Origin of the sequence: Duodenibacillus massiliensis (genome assembly GCF_900128485.1) — a bacterium.
GTDB lineage: Bacteria > Pseudomonadota > Gammaproteobacteria > Burkholderiales > Burkholderiaceae_F > Duodenibacillus > Duodenibacillus massiliensis.
On the sequence record NZ_LT635860.1, the window covers coordinates 318,698 to 337,630 of the forward strand.

Genomic DNA, 18,933 nt, shown 5'->3' on the forward strand with positions numbered 1-18,933 from the left:
CGCGGAATTTCTATGATCGTTGCCTGGTGGGCTGATGCGTTAAGAGTCGTCGCGCGCGACCCCGTGCTGCAGAGCGTGATTGAATCCTGCCGCGAAGAGGCGTTGCAGGAAACCGATGACCTGATGCGCTCGATGGTGCGTGCCGTCTGCGGTCAGCAGGTGCATAACAGCGCCGCTAAAGCCGCGCAGAGCCGGGTGCTTGCGTTTGCGGGCAATACGGCAGGCGCAGAACTTGCGCGCGCTCTTGTTGCCGCGGACGAAACGGCGCTCGCGGCGTTGGGGCTCACCAAAACCAAAGTGAAGGCTTTAAGGGCTCTGGCAGGGGGCTTCATGACCGGGCAACTGACGCCCGAAGCGCTTAACCCCTTAACCGACGCCGAGATTCTTGCAAGGCTCGATGACCTTCCGGGCGTGGGCCCGTGGACCGCGCACATGGTGATGATTTTCGGGCTTAACCGCCCGGACGTTTTCCCCGTGGACGATTTCGGCGTTAAAAAAGCGGCCGAAGCCCTTTACGGGTCGGTTGAAAAGGCCCGGGAGCTCTCAGAAGCTTGGAAACCCTACAGGACGGCCGCCACGTGGCTTTTGTGGCGGAGCCGCACTCAAACGCCCGTACAGTACTGATTACATTGACCCGGAAAGCCCCGCTTTCCGCGAAAAACGAACGGATAAACCTTATGTCGAAGAAAGTTTTCCTTGAATTTGAAAAAGCGTTGGGTGAAATCGACGCACAGATCGAAAAACTCGAAAACGACGCTCTGGAAAACGGCACGGAGCACCAAAGCGAAATTGCGCGGCTTGAGCGCGAAATGACGCAAAAGACCGCGGAAATCTACCGGGAGCTCACGCCCTGGCAGACGGCTTTGGTCGCCCGCCATCCCAACCGCCCGTACACGCTTGACTACGTGGATGCCGTTTTTGAAGACTTTCATGAACTCCACGGTGACCGTACCTTTGCCGATGATCAGTCGATCGTCGGGGGCCTGGCCCGTTTGGGCGAACACCCCGTGATGGTGATCGGGCACCAGAAGGGGCGCGACACCCGTGAGCGCACGAAGCGCAACTTCGGCATGAGCCGCCCGGAAGGCTACCGCAAGGCTCTGAGGCTCATGAAACTAGCTGAAAAGTTCGGACTTCCCGTCTTTACGTTTGTGGACACTCCCGGGGCCTATCCGGGAATCGGCGCCGAAGAACGCAACCAATCCGAAGCCATCGGCCGCAACATTCTTGAGATGAGTAAGCTCACCGTTCCCGTGATTGCCACGATTATCGGGGAAGGGGGCTCGGGCGGAGCGCTTGCCATTGCCGTTGCCGACGTCGTTTTGATGCTGCAGTATGCGACTTATTCCGTGATCAGCCCCGAAGGCTGCGCCTCCATTCTCTGGAAGTCCGTGGACAAGGCGCCGCAGGCCGCGGAAGCCCTGTCGCTTACCTCAGACAAACTCTTAACGCTCGGGCTTGTGGATAAAGTGATCCCTGAACCCCTGGGCGGCGCGCACCGTGATCCGAAGCTCATGGCAGCGGCACTTAAAAAGACCCTGATTGATGAACTGCGCAAAGTCATGAGCCTTTCATCGGATGAACTGCGTGAGCGGCGTCTTGCGCGCATCATGAGTTACGGGCGCTTTGAAACGGTTCAAACCCCTGAAGCCGAAGCAAGGAAAACGGCGGAAACCCTGAAAGCCGCAGCGCTCACAGCCGTGGACGCCGTGGAAGCCAAGGCCGAAGATAAAACCGAAGCCGAGCCGGCCGCCAAAAAGCCCGCAGCCCGCAAGCCCCGCGCCAAAAAGGCGGATGAGGGCGACGCCGGGGCCGCAGCCGAGCCCGTTAAAAAGGCAGCGGCAAAGAAGTCGCCCGCCAAACCCCGTACCGCTAACAAAGCCGTAAAGACCGATGCCCAAGGCTGAGAATAAGAAGGCGGCAGCAAAGCGCGGACCGACCCCGGCACAACACTTAACGGAGCTCGTGAAGGCCGCGGTTGACGCCGTGGCCGAGCGCCGTGCGGCAAGCCCCGCGGAAGTGTTTTGTCTGAGACCCGTGAATCCGGTACGGATTGTGGCGGCGTTTTCGGGCGGCCGTGACTCAACGGCCCTCGTGGATATTTTGGCGAAGCTCTACCATAAACCGCATCAGACGCAGATCGCTGAAATCACGGTGGTGCACGTGCACCACGGGCTCTCCGTGAACGCCGACGCCTGGGCCGAGCACGCCAAAGCCATGTGCGAAAAGTGGCGTCTGCCTCTGAGGATCGAAAAGGTTTATGTGAACCGCCAGTCGCCCGCCGGCATCGAAGCCGCCGCGCGTGAGGCCCGTTATCAGACCTTGAAGCGCATTGCGCACGAAACGAATTCCGATGTGATCATGACGGGGCATCACCTCGACGACCGCATCGAAACCTTCTTCATTCAGTGGATGAGAGGCGCCGGTCCCGAAGGGCTTTCCGCCATGAGTCCCGTGCGCACGATGGAAAGCGCGGCTTTAACCGAGCGCCTCGTGCTGTCGCGGCCCTGGCTTGATGTGGCGCGCTCAGAAATCGAGAGCTACGTCAAAAAGGCGCGGCTCTCGTTTGTCGAGGACGACAGTAACGCCGACAACCGTTTTTTACGTAACCTCATCCGCAACAAAGTCTTTCCGGAACTGGATGCCGTAAGACCCGGCTGGCGCGCGGCTGCCGCGCGAAGCGTCACGCTTGTGGCGCAGGCCGCGGACGTCATGAAAAGCGTCGGAAGCGATGATGTGGCGCTGTGCCGTGCCGCTGACGGCCATTCGCTCGTCATTGCCAAGCTTCTGATGCTGCCGGTCGCGCGCCAGGCTCTGTGTCTGAGAAGCTGGCTTGCCGCTGAAGGCGTGCGCCCCCCGTCCAAAGTCCGGCTTTTTGAGGCACTGCGGCAGGTGAGGGAAACGCACAACGACAGCCGCCTTACGATCCGCTGTGACGGCCGCGAAATCCGCCGCTGGGGCGCGGACCTCGTTTTGCGTGACTGCGATCCTGTAAACCGCGATGTCTCCCGCGACATGGATCTTGTCTGGAAGGGCGAATCCGAGATAAGCCTGGGACTCTGGGGCGGGGTACTGCGGTTTATACCGTGCGAAGAAGGCGAAGCCGGCTTTGATGCTCAAAAATTAAAAGAGGGGCCTTTGTTTGTGCGGTCCAGACGTGGCGGCGAAAAACTCAAGATCTGGGCTTTGCGGCCGAGCCGCAATCTCAAGCACCTTTATCAGGCTTTAAAAATCCCGAGTTTTGAAAGGGGGTCCTTACCCCTTCTTTGGCTCGGAGGCCGCCTCATTTTTGCCGCGGGGCTCGGAGGGGACGTACGGTACATCGCCGACCCCGAACTCATCCGGGAGCGCATCAAGCTTGAATGGGTGCCGGATAAACCGCTTCTGGGAGTCTGAGGATGGCAAAAAAGGCTGTGGCGTCCCGCATGGACGACCTCTTTAACGACATGATGCTCGTTGACTCGGGCGACCTCATCGCGGGGGTGGATGAGGCGGGCAGAGGCCCCTTAGCCGGGGCTGTCTACGCCGCAGCCGTGATTTTGAATCCCGATGAACCGATCGAAGGCCTCAGAGACAGCAAAAAGCTCACAGCCAAGCGCCGCGATGAACTCGCTGAAGAAATCAAAGCCAAGGCCCTCTGCTGGTGTGTGGCGGATGCCTCGGTCGAAGAAATCGAGGAAATGAATATCCTTAAAGCCACCATGCTCGCGATGCGCCGTGCGGTGCTGGGCTTAAGAATTGAACCCAAACTGGTGCTTGTGGACGGCAACCGCCTCCCGGAAGTTCCGTACCCGGCAAACGCCATCGTAAAGGGCGACGACAAGGTGGCTGCGATTTCCGCCGCAAGCATTCTTGCCAAGACAACGCGTGACCACCGCATGGATGAGCTCGATCTCCGCTATCCCGGTTACGGCTTTGCCAAACATAAGGGCTACGGCGTTAAAGAACACATCGACGCGATTAAGCGCCTAGGCGTGTGCCCTGAGCACCGCAAAACCTTTGAGCCGATTGCGTCGATCCTGGGCGTTGCTTCAGCCAAGGAAAAGCGCAAGGCCAAAAAAGGAGAAAGGCCCGCCTTTGAATTAAGCTGAAACCCAGTATTTATGCGGCCCGGAAATCCTGAGAGATCCGGGCTTTTTGTTGCTTAAAAACAACAAATGAAAACCAGTTCTTTATTTTTGGAAATGAGCCGTCAACCACATTCCGTCAGAGAAGGGCATTGACTAATTCTTTAATCAAATCAATAGAGTAATATCAATTCCCAAAAGATTATATCGGCTGGAAAAGAGTTTTACCGTCTGATTTAACAGTAAAAACACGGTTAATACCTCAAATAAGACAAACAGATTATTTGCGCTTGCCGGAAAAAATCCAATATAGTGGCACTAACGGTGAGCCGACTCAGGCATCGAAAGGCTTGGGCGGCTGAATCCGCTAATTAAAGGAGAGAATTCCAAATGCAGAAGAAGTTGATTGCTGTTGCTGTGCTCGGCGCCTGTGTTGCAGGTTCCGCTTTTGCAGCGAACGTGGATGTGTACGGCCGTATTGATACGGGCCTTTCTTATGTTCATTACGATGAAACCGGGTTGTCTGATGCCGTGGATACCCTTTCGCTCGATTCCGGTCTTTCCAGCGGTAGCCGCTGGGGCCTGAAAGGTTCTGAGGACCTTGGTAACGGCTACCAGGTAGGGTTCGTACTGGAAAGCGGCTTCAGCTCCGACACCGGTAAAATGAGCAAGGATGGCCTCTTTAACCGTGAAGCGACGCTTCGTGTGTCCGGCCCCTTCGGCAGCATCTACGCCGGTCGTATGGGTCGTATCGGTTCTGATGCCGGCTCTGTCGGTTTCTACGCGGGTAGCGTGAGCCCCTTTGGTTCGGGCTGGGGCGAGATGCCCGGTCACTTTGCCGTTACGGCCAACTACGATACCCGCTACAGCAACGCCTTAGCCTATGTTTCCCCGAAGGTTGGTCCGGTCACGGTTTACGCTCAGTACACCATGGGTAATGCTACTGAAAACGAATCTGGCGATGATCGTCTCTTCTCTCTCGGCGCTCAGGCTGACTTCGGTGCCCTCCAGGTGCTCGGTTTGGTTGAATACCTGAACAAGAAGAGTGTTGCCGGCACGACCGTGTACGATGACAGCCAGTACGATGATTCCTACACCATCAATCTCGGCGGTTCTTATGATTTCGGCGTTGCCAAAGTGTTCCTCGCTGGTCAGTATTTCAAGGCGGCTCCTGACTTTGCCGGCATGAAGGATAACTACTCTGCTGGGTTTGACGAAGAGTTTGTCGATGCAATTGCATGGCACTTTTCCTTTGATGGTTTCGGTGTGAACGTTGGTGCCACGGCCCCGATCGGTGCCGGTGAGTTCCTCGTCAGTGCCGGTTACGGTAAGGGCGATTTGAACTTCGACACGAAAGATGCCAAGATTTCTGCTGACGCCTACATCATCCAGGTCGGCTACACCTATCCGTTCTCCAAGCGTACGAACCTTTACGCTGGTGCCGGTTACATGCAGACCAGCATGGAAGACGGCTTCACCAACACTGACGGCACGTACAGTGATAAGGACTTCAAGACCACCCAGGTTATGTTCGGTCTTCTCCACAAGTTCTAATCCTTTGATTAGACTTGCGTAGTCTTTAGCCCTAAACCCCTTCTTGGTTTCGGCCGAGGAGGGGTTTTCTGTATCCCATAAACGTGAGGCTTTCATCCATGGAATTTACATCCGTCATTGCCGTCATTCCTGCCGCGGGCGTGGGCAGCCGGATGAAAGCTGATCATCCCAAGCAGTACCTGTCGATCGCCGGTGACTCAACGCCAACGGTGCTTCAGGCGTGCATTGCTTCGCTTTCTGCTGTCAGTCAGATTAACCGCATCGTGGTGGGCGTGAGTCCCGCCGACGGCTATGCCGCGGATCTTGACCTAGGCAAAGCCGAAGTCTTCCGCACGGGCGGCGCCACGCGCAGTGAAACGGTTTTAAATACGCTCAAAGCAATCGGAACGGAGACACTCAAAGATGCGCTCGTCCTGGTGCACGATGCCGCAAGGCCCCTCGTGGATCCCGACGACGTCACAGAGCTCATTGATAAAGCCAAAACCGATATCCTTAAACACGGACCTTTAGCCGGCGCTGTGCTGGCGGTCCCTGTGTCCGATACCGTTAAGCGCACCGATGCTGCCGACATCATCACTGAGGACATTTCCCGCGAGCATCTCTGGCGCATTGCGACGCCTCAGGCCTTTGCCGGGCTTGCGCTTTTAAATGCACTTGAGAAACACCCCGACGTCACGGATGAGTCAAGCGCCGTTCGGGCCGCGGGCGGCCGCGTAAGCGTTGTTGCAGCGCAGCCCTCGGTCTTTAAAATAACAAGACCCGCTGATTTAACTTTGGCCCGCATGATGTTTGAAAACTCTCAGAAGCCGATGCTCCCCGAAATCCGTACCGGCATCGGTTATGACTCCCACCGTCTGGTCGAAGGGCGTCCTTTGATTCTTGGCGGCGTCACGATTCCCCACACGAAGGGTCTTGACGGTCACAGTGACGCGGATGTGCTGCTGCATGCCGTCACGGACGCCGTATTGGGCGCCGCCAACCTGGGCAACATCGGGATTTTGTTCCCTGACACCGATCCCGCCTACAAGGGTGCTGACAGCGGCGTTTTACTCAAAGACGCTTTCGCGCGTGTGCGCGCCGCAGGCTGGGAACTCGTGAACCTCGACGCGGTTCTCATTGCCCAAAAGCCCAAGATCAACCCACATCTCACAGCCATCCGCGAAAGCATTGCCCGCATTATGTCTGTGGATGTCAGCCGCATTTCCGTCAAACCCAAGACCAACGAAAAACTCGGGTTTGAAGGCCGGGAAGAGGGGATGAGTGCTTTCGTCACCGTCCTTTTGGCCCGCATCTAGATTATTAACCAAAGGTTTTGTTATGCCTGAAGTCAACCGCAAAAAAGTCCGTGCCATGGCCACAGAACTCGCCCAGGCCCCCGAAGGCGAGATTCTTGAGCGCTTTAAGTCATCAATGACCACCAGTGAATTTGAGGCCCTGCAGCGCGTCTGCCGCGACAGAGGCATTGCCGTTCCCGCCGAGCACGGCGAAATCACGCCCGAACCCGACCTTCCGCAGCGCATCATCAGCGCCGAGGAGCTCGCAGGCGTTGACGTAGCACAGGTAAAAAAAGCCACGTCCTTCGGCTGGAGTGAGGGCATTTCGCTTCTTGCCGGTGTCGGCATGGCAATCGGCCTCTGGAAGGGCGACATCTGGATTGCGCTTTTCTACGGCGTCGTGACGGCGGTTGTTCTCTACCTGGTGCTCCGTTATGCCCGTAAGACCTGGCTTGAGCTCGGCGAAGCCGCGATCACAGGCAAAGTCCCCGAAGGGAAGAAAAAGAAGTAACAGCCGTTTGTCTGCCGGAGACCAACAGCGGCTTACCCCCTTGGGTTTATGCCGCTTTTTTGTCGCGTCCCGCGTTTTCTTCAAGTTTGCTTTTTGCTGTGTTGAGACAAAATTCCTTCTAACTTGACACAACACGTCAAAACTAAGTAAAACACCCTAACAACATTCGCTTTTAACCCCCTACATTCAGTCTTGAGGACAGAGGATTTTTCCCGTTGTATCAGTATCCTCTGCCGCTTCCAAACAACTTGCGGAAGGAGAGAGACGAATGATGATTCGTAAGGGTCAGCTCACAGCGCTTGCGGCAGCCATGTTGCTGTGCGCCTGTGCTTCCACCAATCAGAGCGGCATGAAGGACGGCACCTACACCGAAGTCGTCCCGGGCCACAACGCCCCGATGACCGTCAAGGTCACGATTAAAGACAACCGCATCACCGCGATTGACACCAGTAAAAACCTCGAAACGATCGGCGTGGGCAAAGTCGCCTTAAAGCTCATGACAGACAAGATTCTGAAGAATCAGTCCCTGGGTGTTGATGCAATTACCGGCGCTTCGCTTTCCTCGATGTCGCTTAAAGCCGCCGTAGGCGCCTGCATTGAAAAAGCGGGCGGCGACCTCAAGGCCTGGCAGAAAAACGTCGAAAAACACGCAACGGCCCCTGTGACGCTTCAGGGTGACGTGGTGGTGATCGGCGGTGGCGGCGCAGGGCTGGCTGCAGCGATTTCCGCGAACCAAAACGGCGCCAAGGTCGTGATTTTGGAAAAGATGGGCTTTTTGGGCGGCTCCACCAACGTTTCTGAAGGCGCCTTAAATGCGCCGGATCCCCAGCGCCAGGGGCCTCAGGGGATTGTTGACTCCGTGCAGAAGTTCTATGACCAGACGATGAAGGGCGGCCACAACGTGGGCGATCCCAAGCTTGTGCACTATCTGACGGATAATGCCCTTGGGTCGGTTCACTGGATGGAAAAGCTCGGCGTTCAGTTCAAAAAAGAAGTCGGCACTGCCACGGGTGCTCTCTGGCAGAGAAGCCACTATCCGACAACACCGTCCGGAAACTCCTACATCCGTGTGTTTGAGAAGTACCTTGCCGAACACAAGGACTCGATTACGGTTCTGACCGACACGGCTGCCAAAAAGCTCGTATACAAAGACGGCCGCGTCACGGCGGTGATTGCCGACAATAAGGGGCGGCCTGTGACCGTGAACGCTAAAAACGCCGTGATTCTTGCGACCGGCGGGTTCGGCGCCAACATTAAGCTCAGGCAGGAAGTCAACACGGGCGTCTGGAAAGAAGTGAAGCTTGACAGCTCCATCGGCTGCACAAACCTCGCCAAGGCCGCGCAGGGGGACGGCATTGTCATGGGGAAGGCTGTCGGCGCTGACGTCATCGGCATGTCCGACATTCAGATTCACCCCTGCGGCACGCCGGGTACCGGTTTGATGGAAAACATCCGTACCTCGGGCAGAAACCGCCTGTTCGTCAACCTTGACGGCAACCGCTTCGTGAACGAAGGTGCAGCGCGCGATACGCTTGCCAAGGCCATTTTCGCGCAGAAGGACTCCACCTACTGGGTCCTTGTGAACCATCTGCGTTATCCGAGCCGCACGTTTGTCGACGCCAACGGCGCCACGATTGAAAACATGGTCGCGCAGGGCGCCGTGGTGGAGGCAAATACCCTTGACGAACTTGCCGCCAAGACCGGCATGAACGCCAAGAACCTCAAGGCCGCTGTCGCCGGCTACAACGCCGTGGTCACCAAGGGCGCCAAGGATAAGTACGGTTTTGTCGCCAACAACAAGGCCGACCGTGCGATGACCGAAGGCCCATGGTACGCCTGTAAGAAGGTTCCGACCGTGCACCACACGATGGGGGGACTCCACATCAACACGGAGGCCCAGGTGATTGACACCGAGGGCAAGGTGATCAAGGGGCTTTACGCCGCGGGTGAAGTCACCGGCGGCATCCACGGCTCCAACCGCTTGGGCGGCAACGCCATCGCCGACGTCATGACCTTCGGCCGTACGGCGGGCGCCAACGCGGCCAAAGGGCTCTGATCCGTATAAAGTCTTGACTGACGCGTAAGCGGATCGGGCGGCAGGGTTTTACTGGACCTTGCCGCCTTTTTATCGGCCGCCGGCCCGGGCACAGAAAATGAACGGCCCGCACTTTCTCAAAAGAAGGCGGGCCGCTTGACGCGGGAAGAACCGGCACAGCCGGCTCTTAACTTACTTGGCAGAGCCCCAGACGTCACCCCAGGTACCGGTTAAAGCACCCTGCGCGTAGTCCACGACACGGTTTTCAAAGAAGTTCGTGTGCGTGACCCCGAGCATTGCGTCAACCCAGGGCAGGGGATTCTTTTCACTCTTAAAGATGGGCTTCATCCCGAGGCCCATGAGACGGCGGTCTGCGATGTAGCGGATATAGTCCTCGACGTCCTTCTTGGTCAAGCGCTTCATTTCGCTTACGCCGAACGCCAGAGCAATGAACTGGTCTTCGAGGTCCACCATCGTTTCCGCAATGGAATAGATCCGCTTTTTGAGCCGATCATTCCAGAGCTTCGGATTTTCCTTGATGTACTCACGGAAAAGTTTCGTCATCGAGTCGGTGTGCAGCGTCTCATCGGCAATCGACCAGCTGATGATCTGGCCCATGCCCTTCATCGCGCCGTTGCGGGTGAAGTTTAAGAGCATCACAAAGCTCGAAAAGAGCTGCATGCCTTCGGTGAAGGCCGAGAAAGCGGCAATCTGCGCCGCAAGCTCGTTTTCGTCGTTTAAGCACTCTTCAAAGAAGTGGTGCTTGGCAGCCATCGCTTCGTACTGCAGGAATTCGTTGTAAACGGTCTCGGGCATCCCGAGCGTTTCAATGAGGTGCGAGTAGGCGGCGATATGCACGGCTTCGCGGCCCGCAAAGCTTGAGAGCATCATGCGGATTTCGGGCTGCGGAAACTGCGGCAGATACGTTTTCACGTAGGCCCCTGAAACATCAATGTCGCCCTGCGTGAAAAAGCGCAGAATCTTGGTGAGAAAGTCGCGCTCACTGTCGGTGAGCTTGAGGGTATAGTCCTTGACGTCCTCAATCATCGGCACTTCCGTCCAGAGCCAGTGCATCTGTTCGCTCTGCACAAAAGCGTCGTAGGCCCAGGGGTAGGAGAAGGGCTTGTAGTAATTGCGGGATGTGGTGAGCATTTTCGTTCAATCCTTTCTTCGGTTACCCTTCACAGGCAAGGCAGGTCGTGTCATCGGCGACGCTCTTCATGTCGATTTCGTCTTCGATGCGCTTACGCACGGCCACCTGTCCCACGCGGTCGGCTTTTCTCAGCTTATCGCTGCGGCAGTAGTAGAGGGACTTGAGGCCCTTTTTCCATGCCATGAAGTGGCAGGCGTGCAGGTACGGAATCGCGACGTCAGCGGGGAAGAAGAGGTTCACACTCTGGCCCTGATCGATGAACTTCTGGCGGTCGGCGGCCAATTCAATAATCCAGCGCTGATCGATTTCCTGGGCGGTCTTATAAACGGCCTTGATGTTGTCCGGAATATCGGTGCGGTGCTGAATACTGCCGTCGTGCGCCGTGAGATCCGCCCAGACTTCATCGGTGTCCAGGCCCCGGCGGGCGAGTTCAGCCTTGAGGAACCGGTTCTTCACAATGTAGGCGCCCGAAATCGTGTCCTGACGGTAGACGTTGGCGCGGTACGGTTCAATCGAGGGGCTCGTGCCGCCCATGATGAGGGAACTCGAGGCGTTCGGGGCCACGGCCATCGTGAGAGAAAAGCGGCGTGCAACACCGGAGTCGGCGGCATCGGGATTGGGCCCGCGCTTTTCGCAGAGCTTTTTGTCCGCAGCCATCACGTTTTCCTGGATGCGGGCAAACATTTCACGGTTCACGACTTTCGCAATCACGCTTTCAAAGGCAATGTTGTTTTTCTGCAGGTAGGCATGAAACCCCATGGCTCCCAGGCCCACGCTTCGTTCACGCAGGGCCGAATAACGGGCGCGCTCAATGGTGGAGGGCGCATGGTCGATGAAGTACTGCAGGACGTTATCGAGAAGCTCCATCACATCGTCGAAAAAGCCCGGGACGTTCTTCCACTCGTCGTAGTACTCGAGGTTGACGGACGACAAGCAGCACACGGCCGTGCGCTTGGGGTTCGTCGGCAGGAAAATTTCCGTGCAGAGGTTGGAGCCGTGAATCCTGAGGCCCTTATCCTTAAGCCATGAGGGCAGCGCCTTGTTCGCCGTATCGATAAAGACGAGGTAGGGCTCACCGGTGTGCATGCGCATTTCAAGAATACGCTGCCACAATTCACGCGCGCTCACGGTCTGAATGACCTTGCCGCTTGCGGGGTCTTTCAGTTCCCAGGAGTCGTCCGCATCCGGATCACGCATGCTCGCTTCAATCTTTTCCATGAAGGCGTCGGTGATGTTCACGCCATGGTGAAGGTTGAGCGCCTTGAGGTTGGGGTCACCCGTGGGCTTACGCATCTCAATAAACTGAATCACATCGGGGTGATCAATGTTGAGAAATGCGGCGTAGGAGCCGCGGCGGGTGGAACCCTGGCGGTACGCAAGGCACGCGGCATCGTAGACGCGCAGATGCGGCATCACGCCCACGCTCTTATCGTCGGCGCTGCGGATGTCGACGTGAATGCCGACGCCGCCCCCGAGCATCGAAAGCCAGTTGACCTCGGAGAGCGTGTCCACAAGCCCCTCAGCACTGTCGGCCATGTAGCTTAAGTAGCAGGAAACGGGCAGGCCCTTCTTGCTACGGCCGAACGACAGAATAGGCGTCGAGAAACTCAGCCACTGGCGGCTTGCGTAGTCGTAGATGCGCTGGGCGTGCTCGGGATTGCTGGCAAAGGTTTCCGCAACGAAGGCCAGGCGCTCCTGAGGACTTTTTTCCTCCGGACGCATGTAGCTTTCACGCAGGCGGATCAGACCGAGCTCATCAAAGCGCTCATCACGGCTTAAATCGATGGTGACCGACATGGATTTCCCTTAGCGATAACGAATAACTGGAAAACAACAGCTTGTGGTTATTCTTCATATTGACTACAGCATGCTGTTGTTTGACTGAATTTGAGGGGGCCATCTTAAACGTTCGGAGGCTTCTCTTCAATCGTGCGGCACCTATCACGCCGCAATAAATTTTCTTATGAATCAGTCCCATTCGGGATATCCCTGACGGGAGAAAAGGCTATGACTGACATTTCTGTCAGAGGGTGTTTTACGTCCTGAAGGATTGTTTTCGCAGGGTTTCGCCGGTTGCGGCCTGCGAAGTTCGGGACGCACAGGTCTGATTCGAAATTTTTGCCTGAACATGCTGAAAGACTAGTTGTTTTTGCCTAGGTGGAGTAATCTAGCAGTCGGCGTGAACGCACATCCCCACCGCGTTCATTCCGCGAGACTTTGGCGGTCACCGGCTCACTTCCCCGAGACGGTAGTGCAGGCGTACTCCCTGCTGCCGACCGCTTTCCGACACTTGCCACACGAGGAAATGTCAAAATGAAACCCATGAAGTTCGCAGCCGTTGCCCTGGCAGCCGCTCTTGCCTGGGGCAGCGCCCTGGCGTGCACCACTGTCGTTGTCGGCTCTCAGGCGAGCGCCGACGGGTCGCTTCTTATTGCCCGCAGTGCCGACAGCTCGGCACTGAAAGCCCAGCACCTTCTGATTCACCCGGCCACTACAAACGCCAAAGGCATGTACCGCTCCGCGGACCACAACGGCGCGAACAAGTTCGAGTATCCGGTCGCGGAAAACGGCCTGCGCTACACGACGGTTCCCAACTGGAAGACGCAGATTCACGGCGCCACAGGCTTTAATGAAGCAGGCGTCGGCTTTTCCGGTACCGAATCCATTTTTGCCCGTGATGATGCCCTGAAGCTCGATCCCTATAACGAAGAAACCGGCATCACCGAAGACGACATCCCGGAAGTGATCCTGCCGCGCGCAAAGACCGCTCGTGAAGGCGTTGAGATTCTCGGGAAAATCGTTGAAACGATCGGGGCCGGCGAAGGCTTCGGCGTTGTTTTAATCGACAACAACGAATCCTGGTACTTTGAAACCGGCACGGGACATCAGTGGCTCGCGCAGCGCACCCCGAAGGACAAGTACTTTGCCTCCGGCAACCAGGGGCGCCTGCAGCAGTACGACCCGAAGAGCCCGGACTTTATGGCCTCGAAGACCTTGGTGCAGTGGGCCACTAAAAACGGCTTTTACGATCCGAAGAAAGACGGCGAATTTAATTTCTCCAAGGCCTATACGCGCGACGACTACCGCGACCGCGACTACAACGACCCGCGCGTCTGGGAAGTGCAGCGCATTCTGACGCCGAGCCTCAAGCAAAACGTCGAAGCCGGCCGCACGTTCCCGGTGTGGGTTAAGCCCGATCAGAAGATCACGGTCTCGGACCTCACCGCGATCATGCGCAACCACTACGCTTCAGGGCCCCTTGCAAGCCACGACCCGTACACCAATGGGCTCAAGGGCGACAAGGAACCCTACCGTCCGATCAGCGTTTTTCGTACGTATGAATCGCACGTCATGCAGGTAAGACCGTGGCTGCCGAAGGCAATCGGTCAGGTCACCTACCTCGCGATGGGCATGGCGGACCTTTCCGTTTATGTGCCGGTGTATTCGGGCATGTCCGCTTACCCGAAGCACTGGGGTATGGGCACGGACAAGGCCGACAGCAAGAGCCTTTACTGGAAGTTCCGTAAGCTCCAGACGCTGGTGATGACGGACTATCCGAAGCTCGCACCGATCGTCAAGAAGGCTTATGGCGCCTTTGAAGCCGACCTTGCCAAGCGCCAGGCCGCGTTCGAAAAGGACTACGTGAAGACCGTGAAAACAAATCCCAAGGCCGCTCAGAAGGCACTGGACGCCTTCAGCATTAAGGCCATGACGGACGCTGAAAACCTCACCGAAGATCTGATGAACCAGCTCTTTACGGTGCGCACGGAAGACATCCAGAAAGTCAATTTCTTCGCGAACCGCTCAAAGAAGGACTGATGTTCTGAGTCTCTGTAAATAAGGCCCGCTTTTTAAGGCGGGCCGCCAAGCAAAAACGCCTGAGCGGACAAACCGATCAGGCGTTTTTTATAGGGCCCGTCCCGGCGGGAACGAGGCCCGTGTGCGTCACATCAGACAGATCAGAACTTGTAGACCATCTGCACGCCGAGGAGATAGGCGTCGAGCGTATCAAAACGGCCGGCCTTCACGCCGCCCTCACACTTATAATTTGTGTAAAGGTCACGTTCGCCGATACCGTGCAGCCACGCGGCAGAAACGTCCAACTGGAAGTCTTTGGCAACCTTAAAGGACGAACCCAGGGCGAGCCACAGACGGTCAGCATCCGGAATGATGGCCGTGCGGTACTGTGCCTCATCCACGGCCGAGGTTTCGTAACCGATACCGGCACGCATCGTCCACCAGTCGTAGAAGCGCATGTCGGCGCCCAAGGAGACGAGGTAGGTGTCCTTCCAGGCGTTATGCACATTATTTGTCTTTGTCACCTGGCCGACAGAGTAGCTAATGTCAAGATCCTTGAAGGACGACCAATCCGTCCAGCGGAAAGTGGCATAGAGGCTCAGAAGGTCGTTCACATCCCACGCGGCGGTGGCCATCAGCCAAGCCGGGGTGGAAAGAGAGGCCGCGGCATCATATTTTGTTGTGGGGCCGGTAATTGCCATATCTCCCAGGCGAAAGTTGTTGACCGTGAAATCGCCCTTGGCATGATGATTCACCTTAGAGCGGTAAGACAAGCCAAAACGCAGATTATCCACCGGCGTCCACATCATGCCGACGTTAAAGCCCCAGGCCCAGCTGTCGGCATTAATTTCACCGTCTACGGTCAGCCTATTGTTGGGTGGATCGGCCTGATCCTTCATCTTCAGATCAGCAGACGCGTACTGAACGGACATACCGGCGCCGAGGCTCACCTTCTCAGAAAGCTTCCAGGCAACGTTGGGGTTGAAGTCAAAGGTGAGAACCTGAGCGGAAATACCGCGTTTGGCAAGAAACCAGTTGTCGTCGTATTCCGTGCCCATGCCGAAGGGAACGGTCATGGCAAGGCCCACCCAGACGTTGTCTGTCGCCTGATGGCTGATGTAGCCGAAGGGAATGGGCTGGGTGTTGGCGCGCCCGTTTTCGGTCGTGCCGTTGTTACCCTTGTAGTCCAGGTCAAGGCCGATCGCGACAAAGCCTGCCTGAATCTGCGTGCCCGGATGCAGGGTCATCGTGGCGGGGTTGTAGAAAACGCCGGAAATATCGGTGCCGTCAACGCCGGCGCCCGCGTAGGCGCGGCCAAGGGACGATGCCGACTGCTCAGTCAGCATAAAGCCGGCAGCGTAGGTGGAAGAGGCCATTGCAATCAGTCCGGCAACGGCGACGGATTTCATCATTGTTTTCATTTTGTACTGGGATCAACCAACAGTCAGAAAAAATTCGAATCGGATTCTAGAGACCGAAAGAGCAGCTGAAAGCCCAAAAAATCAGGGGTTAACGCATAAAGTACCGTGTGCGGATTAGTCCGTTTTTTTAAAAATTAAGGTAAACGGATGAATGCCTTAAGATGAAATCAGTACCGCATGACACCTGAAGAGAATCAGGCAGATTTTCGAAAGAAGCAGAGGGCGCCGCGGCCTTTTGAAATCCTACAATGCCCGCACATCCCGTTTCGGGAACTTGGTTTCAGGAGTAAGACATGCAGGACTTTGACCTTTATCTGCCTACCCACATTGTTTTCGGCAAGGGGCGCGTTGCCGAGCTCGGAAAACTTACCACAGGGCGCGGTGAGCGCGTGCTCATCACAGAATTTCCCGCAGGAAGCCCGGGGCTTGAGCCCCGGGAGGAATGCGGGCTTTCGAAATTATTTTAATCTTGGCCCAAACGCAGCCAAACCATGCACATAGTTTTCGCTTAAGGTATATTCAGCCGCTATGAAATCGCGCACCCCGTCCTTTGTCATCGAGCTGGGCCTGAAAACCGGAGAGGATCAGGAAAGTGCACTGGAGACCTACTTCTCCGATGCACGCCAGCTCTTCAATGCTGTTCTCGGAACGGCAAAGAAACGTGTGCGCGCCATGAAAAGCACTGAAGCATGGAAGCTGACGGCCGCGATGCCCAAGGGCAAAGACCGCAACAAGCGGTTTAAGGAAATTCAGAAGTCCGCCCACCTTTCCGAGTATGCCCTGCATGATGTCGTGAAAGAGCACCGTGCCAAGGGCGGCTTTACAAAGCGCATCGGCATCAACGAAGCGCAGAAAATTGCCACACGTGTCTGGCAGGGCATTGAGCGCTGGCTGCTTCATCAGGGAGGTCAGCCGCGGTTTAAGAGTGCTAAACGGGGCTTGCACAGCGTTGAGGGAAAATCAAACAAAACAGGGTTGCGTTGGAAGGCCAAGACGTGGACGCTCGAGGTTTTGGATCTGGTGATAAAGGCTGAAGCGCCGGATGCCTGGCAGAAAGAAGCTCTTCTTTCAGCAACAGATCCGTCCGGCTTTAAGCGTGTCAAATACTGCCGTCTTGTCCGGCGGATGATCCGCGGCCGTATGCGCTACTTTGTTCAGCTCATTGTCGAAGGCGTACCGCCCGTCAAGCACGTTTATGCTCCCAAGGATCTCAAGGTGGCTGTTGACCCGGGCCCGAGGACCATGACTTTTTACAGCCCCGAGTGGCAGCAGAAGATTTTGGTGAGCGCGGGCACTGTCTCTCAGGAAAAGGAGATTGCGCGTCTTTTACGTGCCATGGACCGCTCCCGCAGAGACACGAATCGGGAGTGCTACAACGCGGACGGCACCGTTAAAGCCGCCGGAAAAAAGATTGTCTGGAAGGAATCCAAGACCTATAAGGCAACAAAGGCAAAACTTGCGGATCTGTACCGCCGCCAGGCGGAAACCCGCCGTTGCCTGCACGGCGAAGTGATTAACCAGGTGTTCGGCAGGGCCGGCACCGTCATTGTGGAGAAGAACTCATACAAAGCATTTCAGAGAGCCGGATACGGCAAGAGTTTGGGCAAAAGCGGTATTGCAGGATTGATAACCCGGATGACAAGTAAGGCTGAAAGCGCCGGCTGTTGTGTGGTGGAAGTCAGTCCCCGGAAACTGTGCCCGAGTCAGCACGATCCCGAAACGGGAACGTACCGTAAGAAGGCTCTTTGGGAGAGAAGTCATCAGTTGGGAGATACGGACTGGTACATGGACCGCGATGTCGCGGCCGCCATGAACCTGTATTTTGCGGATCCCGCCACTGACAGCTACGATCTGAAGGCTGAGCAATCAGCGCTTGCGAGGCTCAAACAAGTCTCAGGGAACGCCGGATCAGTAGTGCAGTACAAACCAGCGAATCGGCAAGACGAAGCAGTCCTTCGCCGGAACCGACGGATCGAGCTGATGAAGCCCGTACCCGTAGAGCGGTTGCGTTTTAAATGTTCCTGTGGTGCAGGGGACGCCCGGGCAGACAAGGCCTCAAAAACCTTGGCTGTTACGGGAAAGCCTGCACCGTGTCAGGAAACCCCGCGCTTTCAAGCGCGGGTTGTTTAGGTTCGGCGGCATTGAACCCAATCCCAAGATCGGAACGATAAAAAAGGCAATTGAGCTCTGCCGCAAGGAAAATATCGACTTCATCGTGGCCGTGGGCGGCGGAAGCGTCATTGACGCCACCAAGTGCATCGCGGCCGGCACTTTCTACGAGGGTGACGCCTGGAATCTGATGTACGACTCCGCGAAAATCGGTCGGACGCTTCCGTTTTTCGCAGTTCTCACGCTTGCCGCCACCGGTAGCGAATACGATAACTCGGGCGTTATTTCCAATCCCGACACGGACGAAAAGCTCTTTCTCGCGGCTCCGAACCTTTTCCCGGTGGCTTCCATCATGGATCCGACGTACACCTTTACGGTCCCTGCGCGGCACACCGCAGCCGGCGCCGCCGACATCATGTCGCACACCTTTGAGCAGTACTTTGTCGCCGAAGGCAACGAACTCACCGACGGCATGTGCGAAGCAATGTTAAGAACCGTCATCAAGTACGCGCCCGCGGCACTGAAAAACCCCGAGGACTACGAAGCCCGGGCACAGCTGATGATGGCGAGTTCCTTTGGCTGCTGCGGGATTCTTTCAATCGGGCGCTCGGCCTCGGCCTGGCCCTGCCACGGGATTGAACACGAGATTTCGGCCTATACCGACATCACCCACGGCGCGGGGCTTGCGGTCATCACTCCCCGCTGGATGCGGCACACCTTAAACGAAAAGACGGCGCCGCGCTTTGCGCAGTACGGCGTCAGAGTGTGGGGACTTGACGCAAAGGCCGATATCATGGAAACGGCCCGCAAGGCCATTGACCGCACGGCCGAATTCTTTACGTCGCTCGGACTTCCTTCAAGGCTCTCCGAAATGGGCGTTACTGACGAGCACTTTGAAGCGATGGCAGAGCACGTGCTTAAACACTGGTTCCCGCTCGAGACGGCCTTTACGCCGCTTGATAAAGCCGCTGTCATCGCCATTTTGAAGGCCTCCCTCTGACCGGCCATATA

Annotated in this window: 14 protein-coding genes and 1 pseudogene; 12 read left to right on the forward strand and 3 right to left on the reverse strand. The window is 56.6% G+C overall.

Annotated elements, in window-relative coordinates; all coding sequences use genetic code 11:
• The first annotated feature begins 12 nt into the window (after positions 1-12).
• From BQ7486_RS07025 to BQ7486_RS07060, 8 genes and pseudogenes are all read left to right on the forward strand, one after another.
• Positions 13-624: a DNA-3-methyladenine glycosylase family protein gene (locus BQ7486_RS07025; protein WP_074009492.1), complete on the forward strand. Its 612-nt coding sequence runs from the start codon at positions 13-15 to the stop codon at positions 622-624.
• Between the two features lie 53 nt (positions 625-677).
• A pseudogene (locus BQ7486_RS07030) lies at positions 678-1,640 on the forward strand (acetyl-CoA carboxylase carboxyltransferase subunit alpha); the annotation flags it as partial.
• Between the two features lie 253 nt (positions 1,641-1,893).
• Positions 1,894-3,396, forward strand: coding sequence for a tRNA lysidine(34) synthetase TilS (gene tilS / locus BQ7486_RS07035; protein WP_074009494.1), 1,503 nt, complete (start codon positions 1,894-1,896; stop codon positions 3,394-3,396).
• A gap of 29 nt (positions 3,397-3,425) precedes the next feature.
• The gene (gene rnhB / locus BQ7486_RS07040; protein ID WP_204207006.1) at positions 3,426-4,091 is read left to right on the forward strand and encodes a ribonuclease HII; all 666 of its coding nucleotides are present in this window, start codon (positions 3,426-3,428) and stop codon (positions 4,089-4,091) included.
• 366 nt (positions 4,092-4,457) lie between these two features.
• Positions 4,458-5,621: a porin gene (locus tag BQ7486_RS07045; protein ID WP_022372450.1), complete on the forward strand. Its 1,164-nt coding sequence runs from the start codon at positions 4,458-4,460 to the stop codon at positions 5,619-5,621.
• Positions 5,622-5,719: 98 nt separating this feature from the next.
• Positions 5,720-6,916: a bifunctional 2-C-methyl-D-erythritol 4-phosphate cytidylyltransferase/2-C-methyl-D-erythritol 2,4-cyclodiphosphate synthase gene (locus BQ7486_RS07050; protein WP_074009496.1), complete on the forward strand. Its 1,197-nt coding sequence runs from the start codon at positions 5,720-5,722 to the stop codon at positions 6,914-6,916.
• A gap of 22 nt (positions 6,917-6,938) precedes the next feature.
• The gene (locus tag BQ7486_RS07055) at positions 6,939-7,406 is read left to right on the forward strand and encodes a hypothetical protein (protein ID WP_022372452.1); all 468 of its coding nucleotides are present in this window, start codon (positions 6,939-6,941) and stop codon (positions 7,404-7,406) included.
• Positions 7,407-7,674: 268 nt separating this feature from the next.
• The gene (locus BQ7486_RS07060; RefSeq protein ID WP_074009497.1) at positions 7,675-9,462 is read left to right on the forward strand and encodes a flavocytochrome c; all 1,788 of its coding nucleotides are present in this window, start codon (positions 7,675-7,677) and stop codon (positions 9,460-9,462) included.
• A 171-nt stretch (positions 9,463-9,633) separates the two neighbouring features.
• Here the strand turns inward: BQ7486_RS07060 and BQ7486_RS07065 are convergent, their stop codons facing one another.
• A complete protein-coding gene (locus BQ7486_RS07065; protein WP_022372454.1) occupies positions 9,634-10,593 on the reverse strand; it encodes a ribonucleotide-diphosphate reductase subunit beta in 960 nt (319 codons plus the stop codon).
• 22 nt (positions 10,594-10,615) lie between these two features.
• A complete protein-coding gene (locus tag BQ7486_RS07070; RefSeq protein ID WP_074009498.1) occupies positions 10,616-12,391 on the reverse strand; it encodes a ribonucleoside-diphosphate reductase subunit alpha in 1,776 nt (591 codons plus the stop codon).
• A gap of 516 nt (positions 12,392-12,907) precedes the next feature.
• On the opposite strand from BQ7486_RS07070, the gene BQ7486_RS07075 reads away from it, so the two are divergent.
• Positions 12,908-14,413: a C69 family dipeptidase gene (locus tag BQ7486_RS07075; RefSeq protein ID WP_074009499.1), complete on the forward strand. Its 1,506-nt coding sequence runs from the start codon at positions 12,908-12,910 to the stop codon at positions 14,411-14,413.
• A 140-nt stretch (positions 14,414-14,553) separates the two neighbouring features.
• Here the strand turns inward: BQ7486_RS07075 and BQ7486_RS07080 are convergent, their stop codons facing one another.
• A complete protein-coding gene (locus tag BQ7486_RS07080) occupies positions 14,554-15,804 on the reverse strand; it encodes an OmpP1/FadL family transporter (protein WP_235836753.1) in 1,251 nt (416 codons plus the stop codon).
• Between the two features lie 302 nt (positions 15,805-16,106).
• Here BQ7486_RS07080 and BQ7486_RS11715 point away from each other — a divergent pair, with 302 nt between their 5' ends.
• The 3 genes from BQ7486_RS11715 to BQ7486_RS07090 all read left to right on the forward strand — a co-directional run bounded on the left by BQ7486_RS11715 (position 16,107) and on the right by BQ7486_RS07090 (position 18,922).
• Entirely contained in the window at positions 16,107-16,280 is a 174-nt protein-coding gene (locus BQ7486_RS11715) for an iron-containing alcohol dehydrogenase (RefSeq protein ID WP_143183088.1), read from the forward strand.
• Positions 16,281-16,341: 61 nt separating this feature from the next.
• Positions 16,342-17,943 carry a hypothetical protein gene (locus BQ7486_RS07085; RefSeq protein WP_074009501.1) on the forward strand — a complete coding sequence of 534 codons (1,602 nt, stop codon included), beginning with the start codon at positions 16,342-16,344 and terminating at the stop codon, positions 17,941-17,943.
• Positions 17,936-18,922, forward strand: a complete 987-nt coding sequence (locus BQ7486_RS07090) for an iron-containing alcohol dehydrogenase (RefSeq protein WP_074009502.1) — start codon at positions 17,936-17,938, stop codon at positions 18,920-18,922. Before BQ7486_RS07085 ends, BQ7486_RS07090 begins: the two co-directional genes overlap by 8 nt.
• Positions 18,923-18,933 lie beyond the last annotated feature (11 nt).

Excerpts from the sequence above, each read along its gene's own strand:
- BQ7486_RS07025 (WP_074009492.1), top strand. The coding sequence starts at position 13 with ATGATCGTTGCCTGGTGGGCTGATGCGTTAAGAGTCGTCGCGCGCGAC.
- tilS (WP_074009494.1), top strand. The coding sequence starts at position 1,894 with ATGCCCAAGGCTGAGAATAAGAAGGCGGCAGCAAAGCGCGGACCGACC.
- rnhB (WP_204207006.1), top strand. The coding sequence starts at position 3,426 with ATGGACGACCTCTTTAACGACATGATGCTCGTTGACTCGGGCGACCTC.
- BQ7486_RS07045 (WP_022372450.1), top strand. The coding sequence starts at position 4,458 with ATGCAGAAGAAGTTGATTGCTGTTGCTGTGCTCGGCGCCTGTGTTGCA.
- BQ7486_RS07050 (WP_074009496.1), top strand. The coding sequence starts at position 5,720 with ATGGAATTTACATCCGTCATTGCCGTCATTCCTGCCGCGGGCGTGGGC.
- BQ7486_RS07055 (WP_022372452.1), top strand. The coding sequence starts at position 6,939 with ATGCCTGAAGTCAACCGCAAAAAAGTCCGTGCCATGGCCACAGAACTC.
- BQ7486_RS07060 (WP_074009497.1), top strand. The coding sequence starts at position 7,675 with ATGATGATTCGTAAGGGTCAGCTCACAGCGCTTGCGGCAGCCATGTTG.
- BQ7486_RS07065 (WP_022372454.1), bottom strand. The coding sequence starts at position 10,593 with ATGCTCACCACATCCCGCAATTACTACAAGCCCTTCTCCTACCCCTGG.
- BQ7486_RS07070 (WP_074009498.1), bottom strand. The coding sequence starts at position 12,391 with ATGTCGGTCACCATCGATTTAAGCCGTGATGAGCGCTTTGATGAGCTC.
- BQ7486_RS07075 (WP_074009499.1), top strand. The coding sequence starts at position 12,908 with ATGAAACCCATGAAGTTCGCAGCCGTTGCCCTGGCAGCCGCTCTTGCC.
- BQ7486_RS07080 (WP_235836753.1), bottom strand. The coding sequence starts at position 15,804 with ATGATGAAATCCGTCGCCGTTGCCGGACTGATTGCAATGGCCTCTTCC.
- BQ7486_RS11715 (WP_143183088.1), top strand. The coding sequence starts at position 16,107 with ATGCAGGACTTTGACCTTTATCTGCCTACCCACATTGTTTTCGGCAAG.
- BQ7486_RS07085 (WP_074009501.1), top strand. The coding sequence starts at position 16,342 with ATGAAATCGCGCACCCCGTCCTTTGTCATCGAGCTGGGCCTGAAAACC.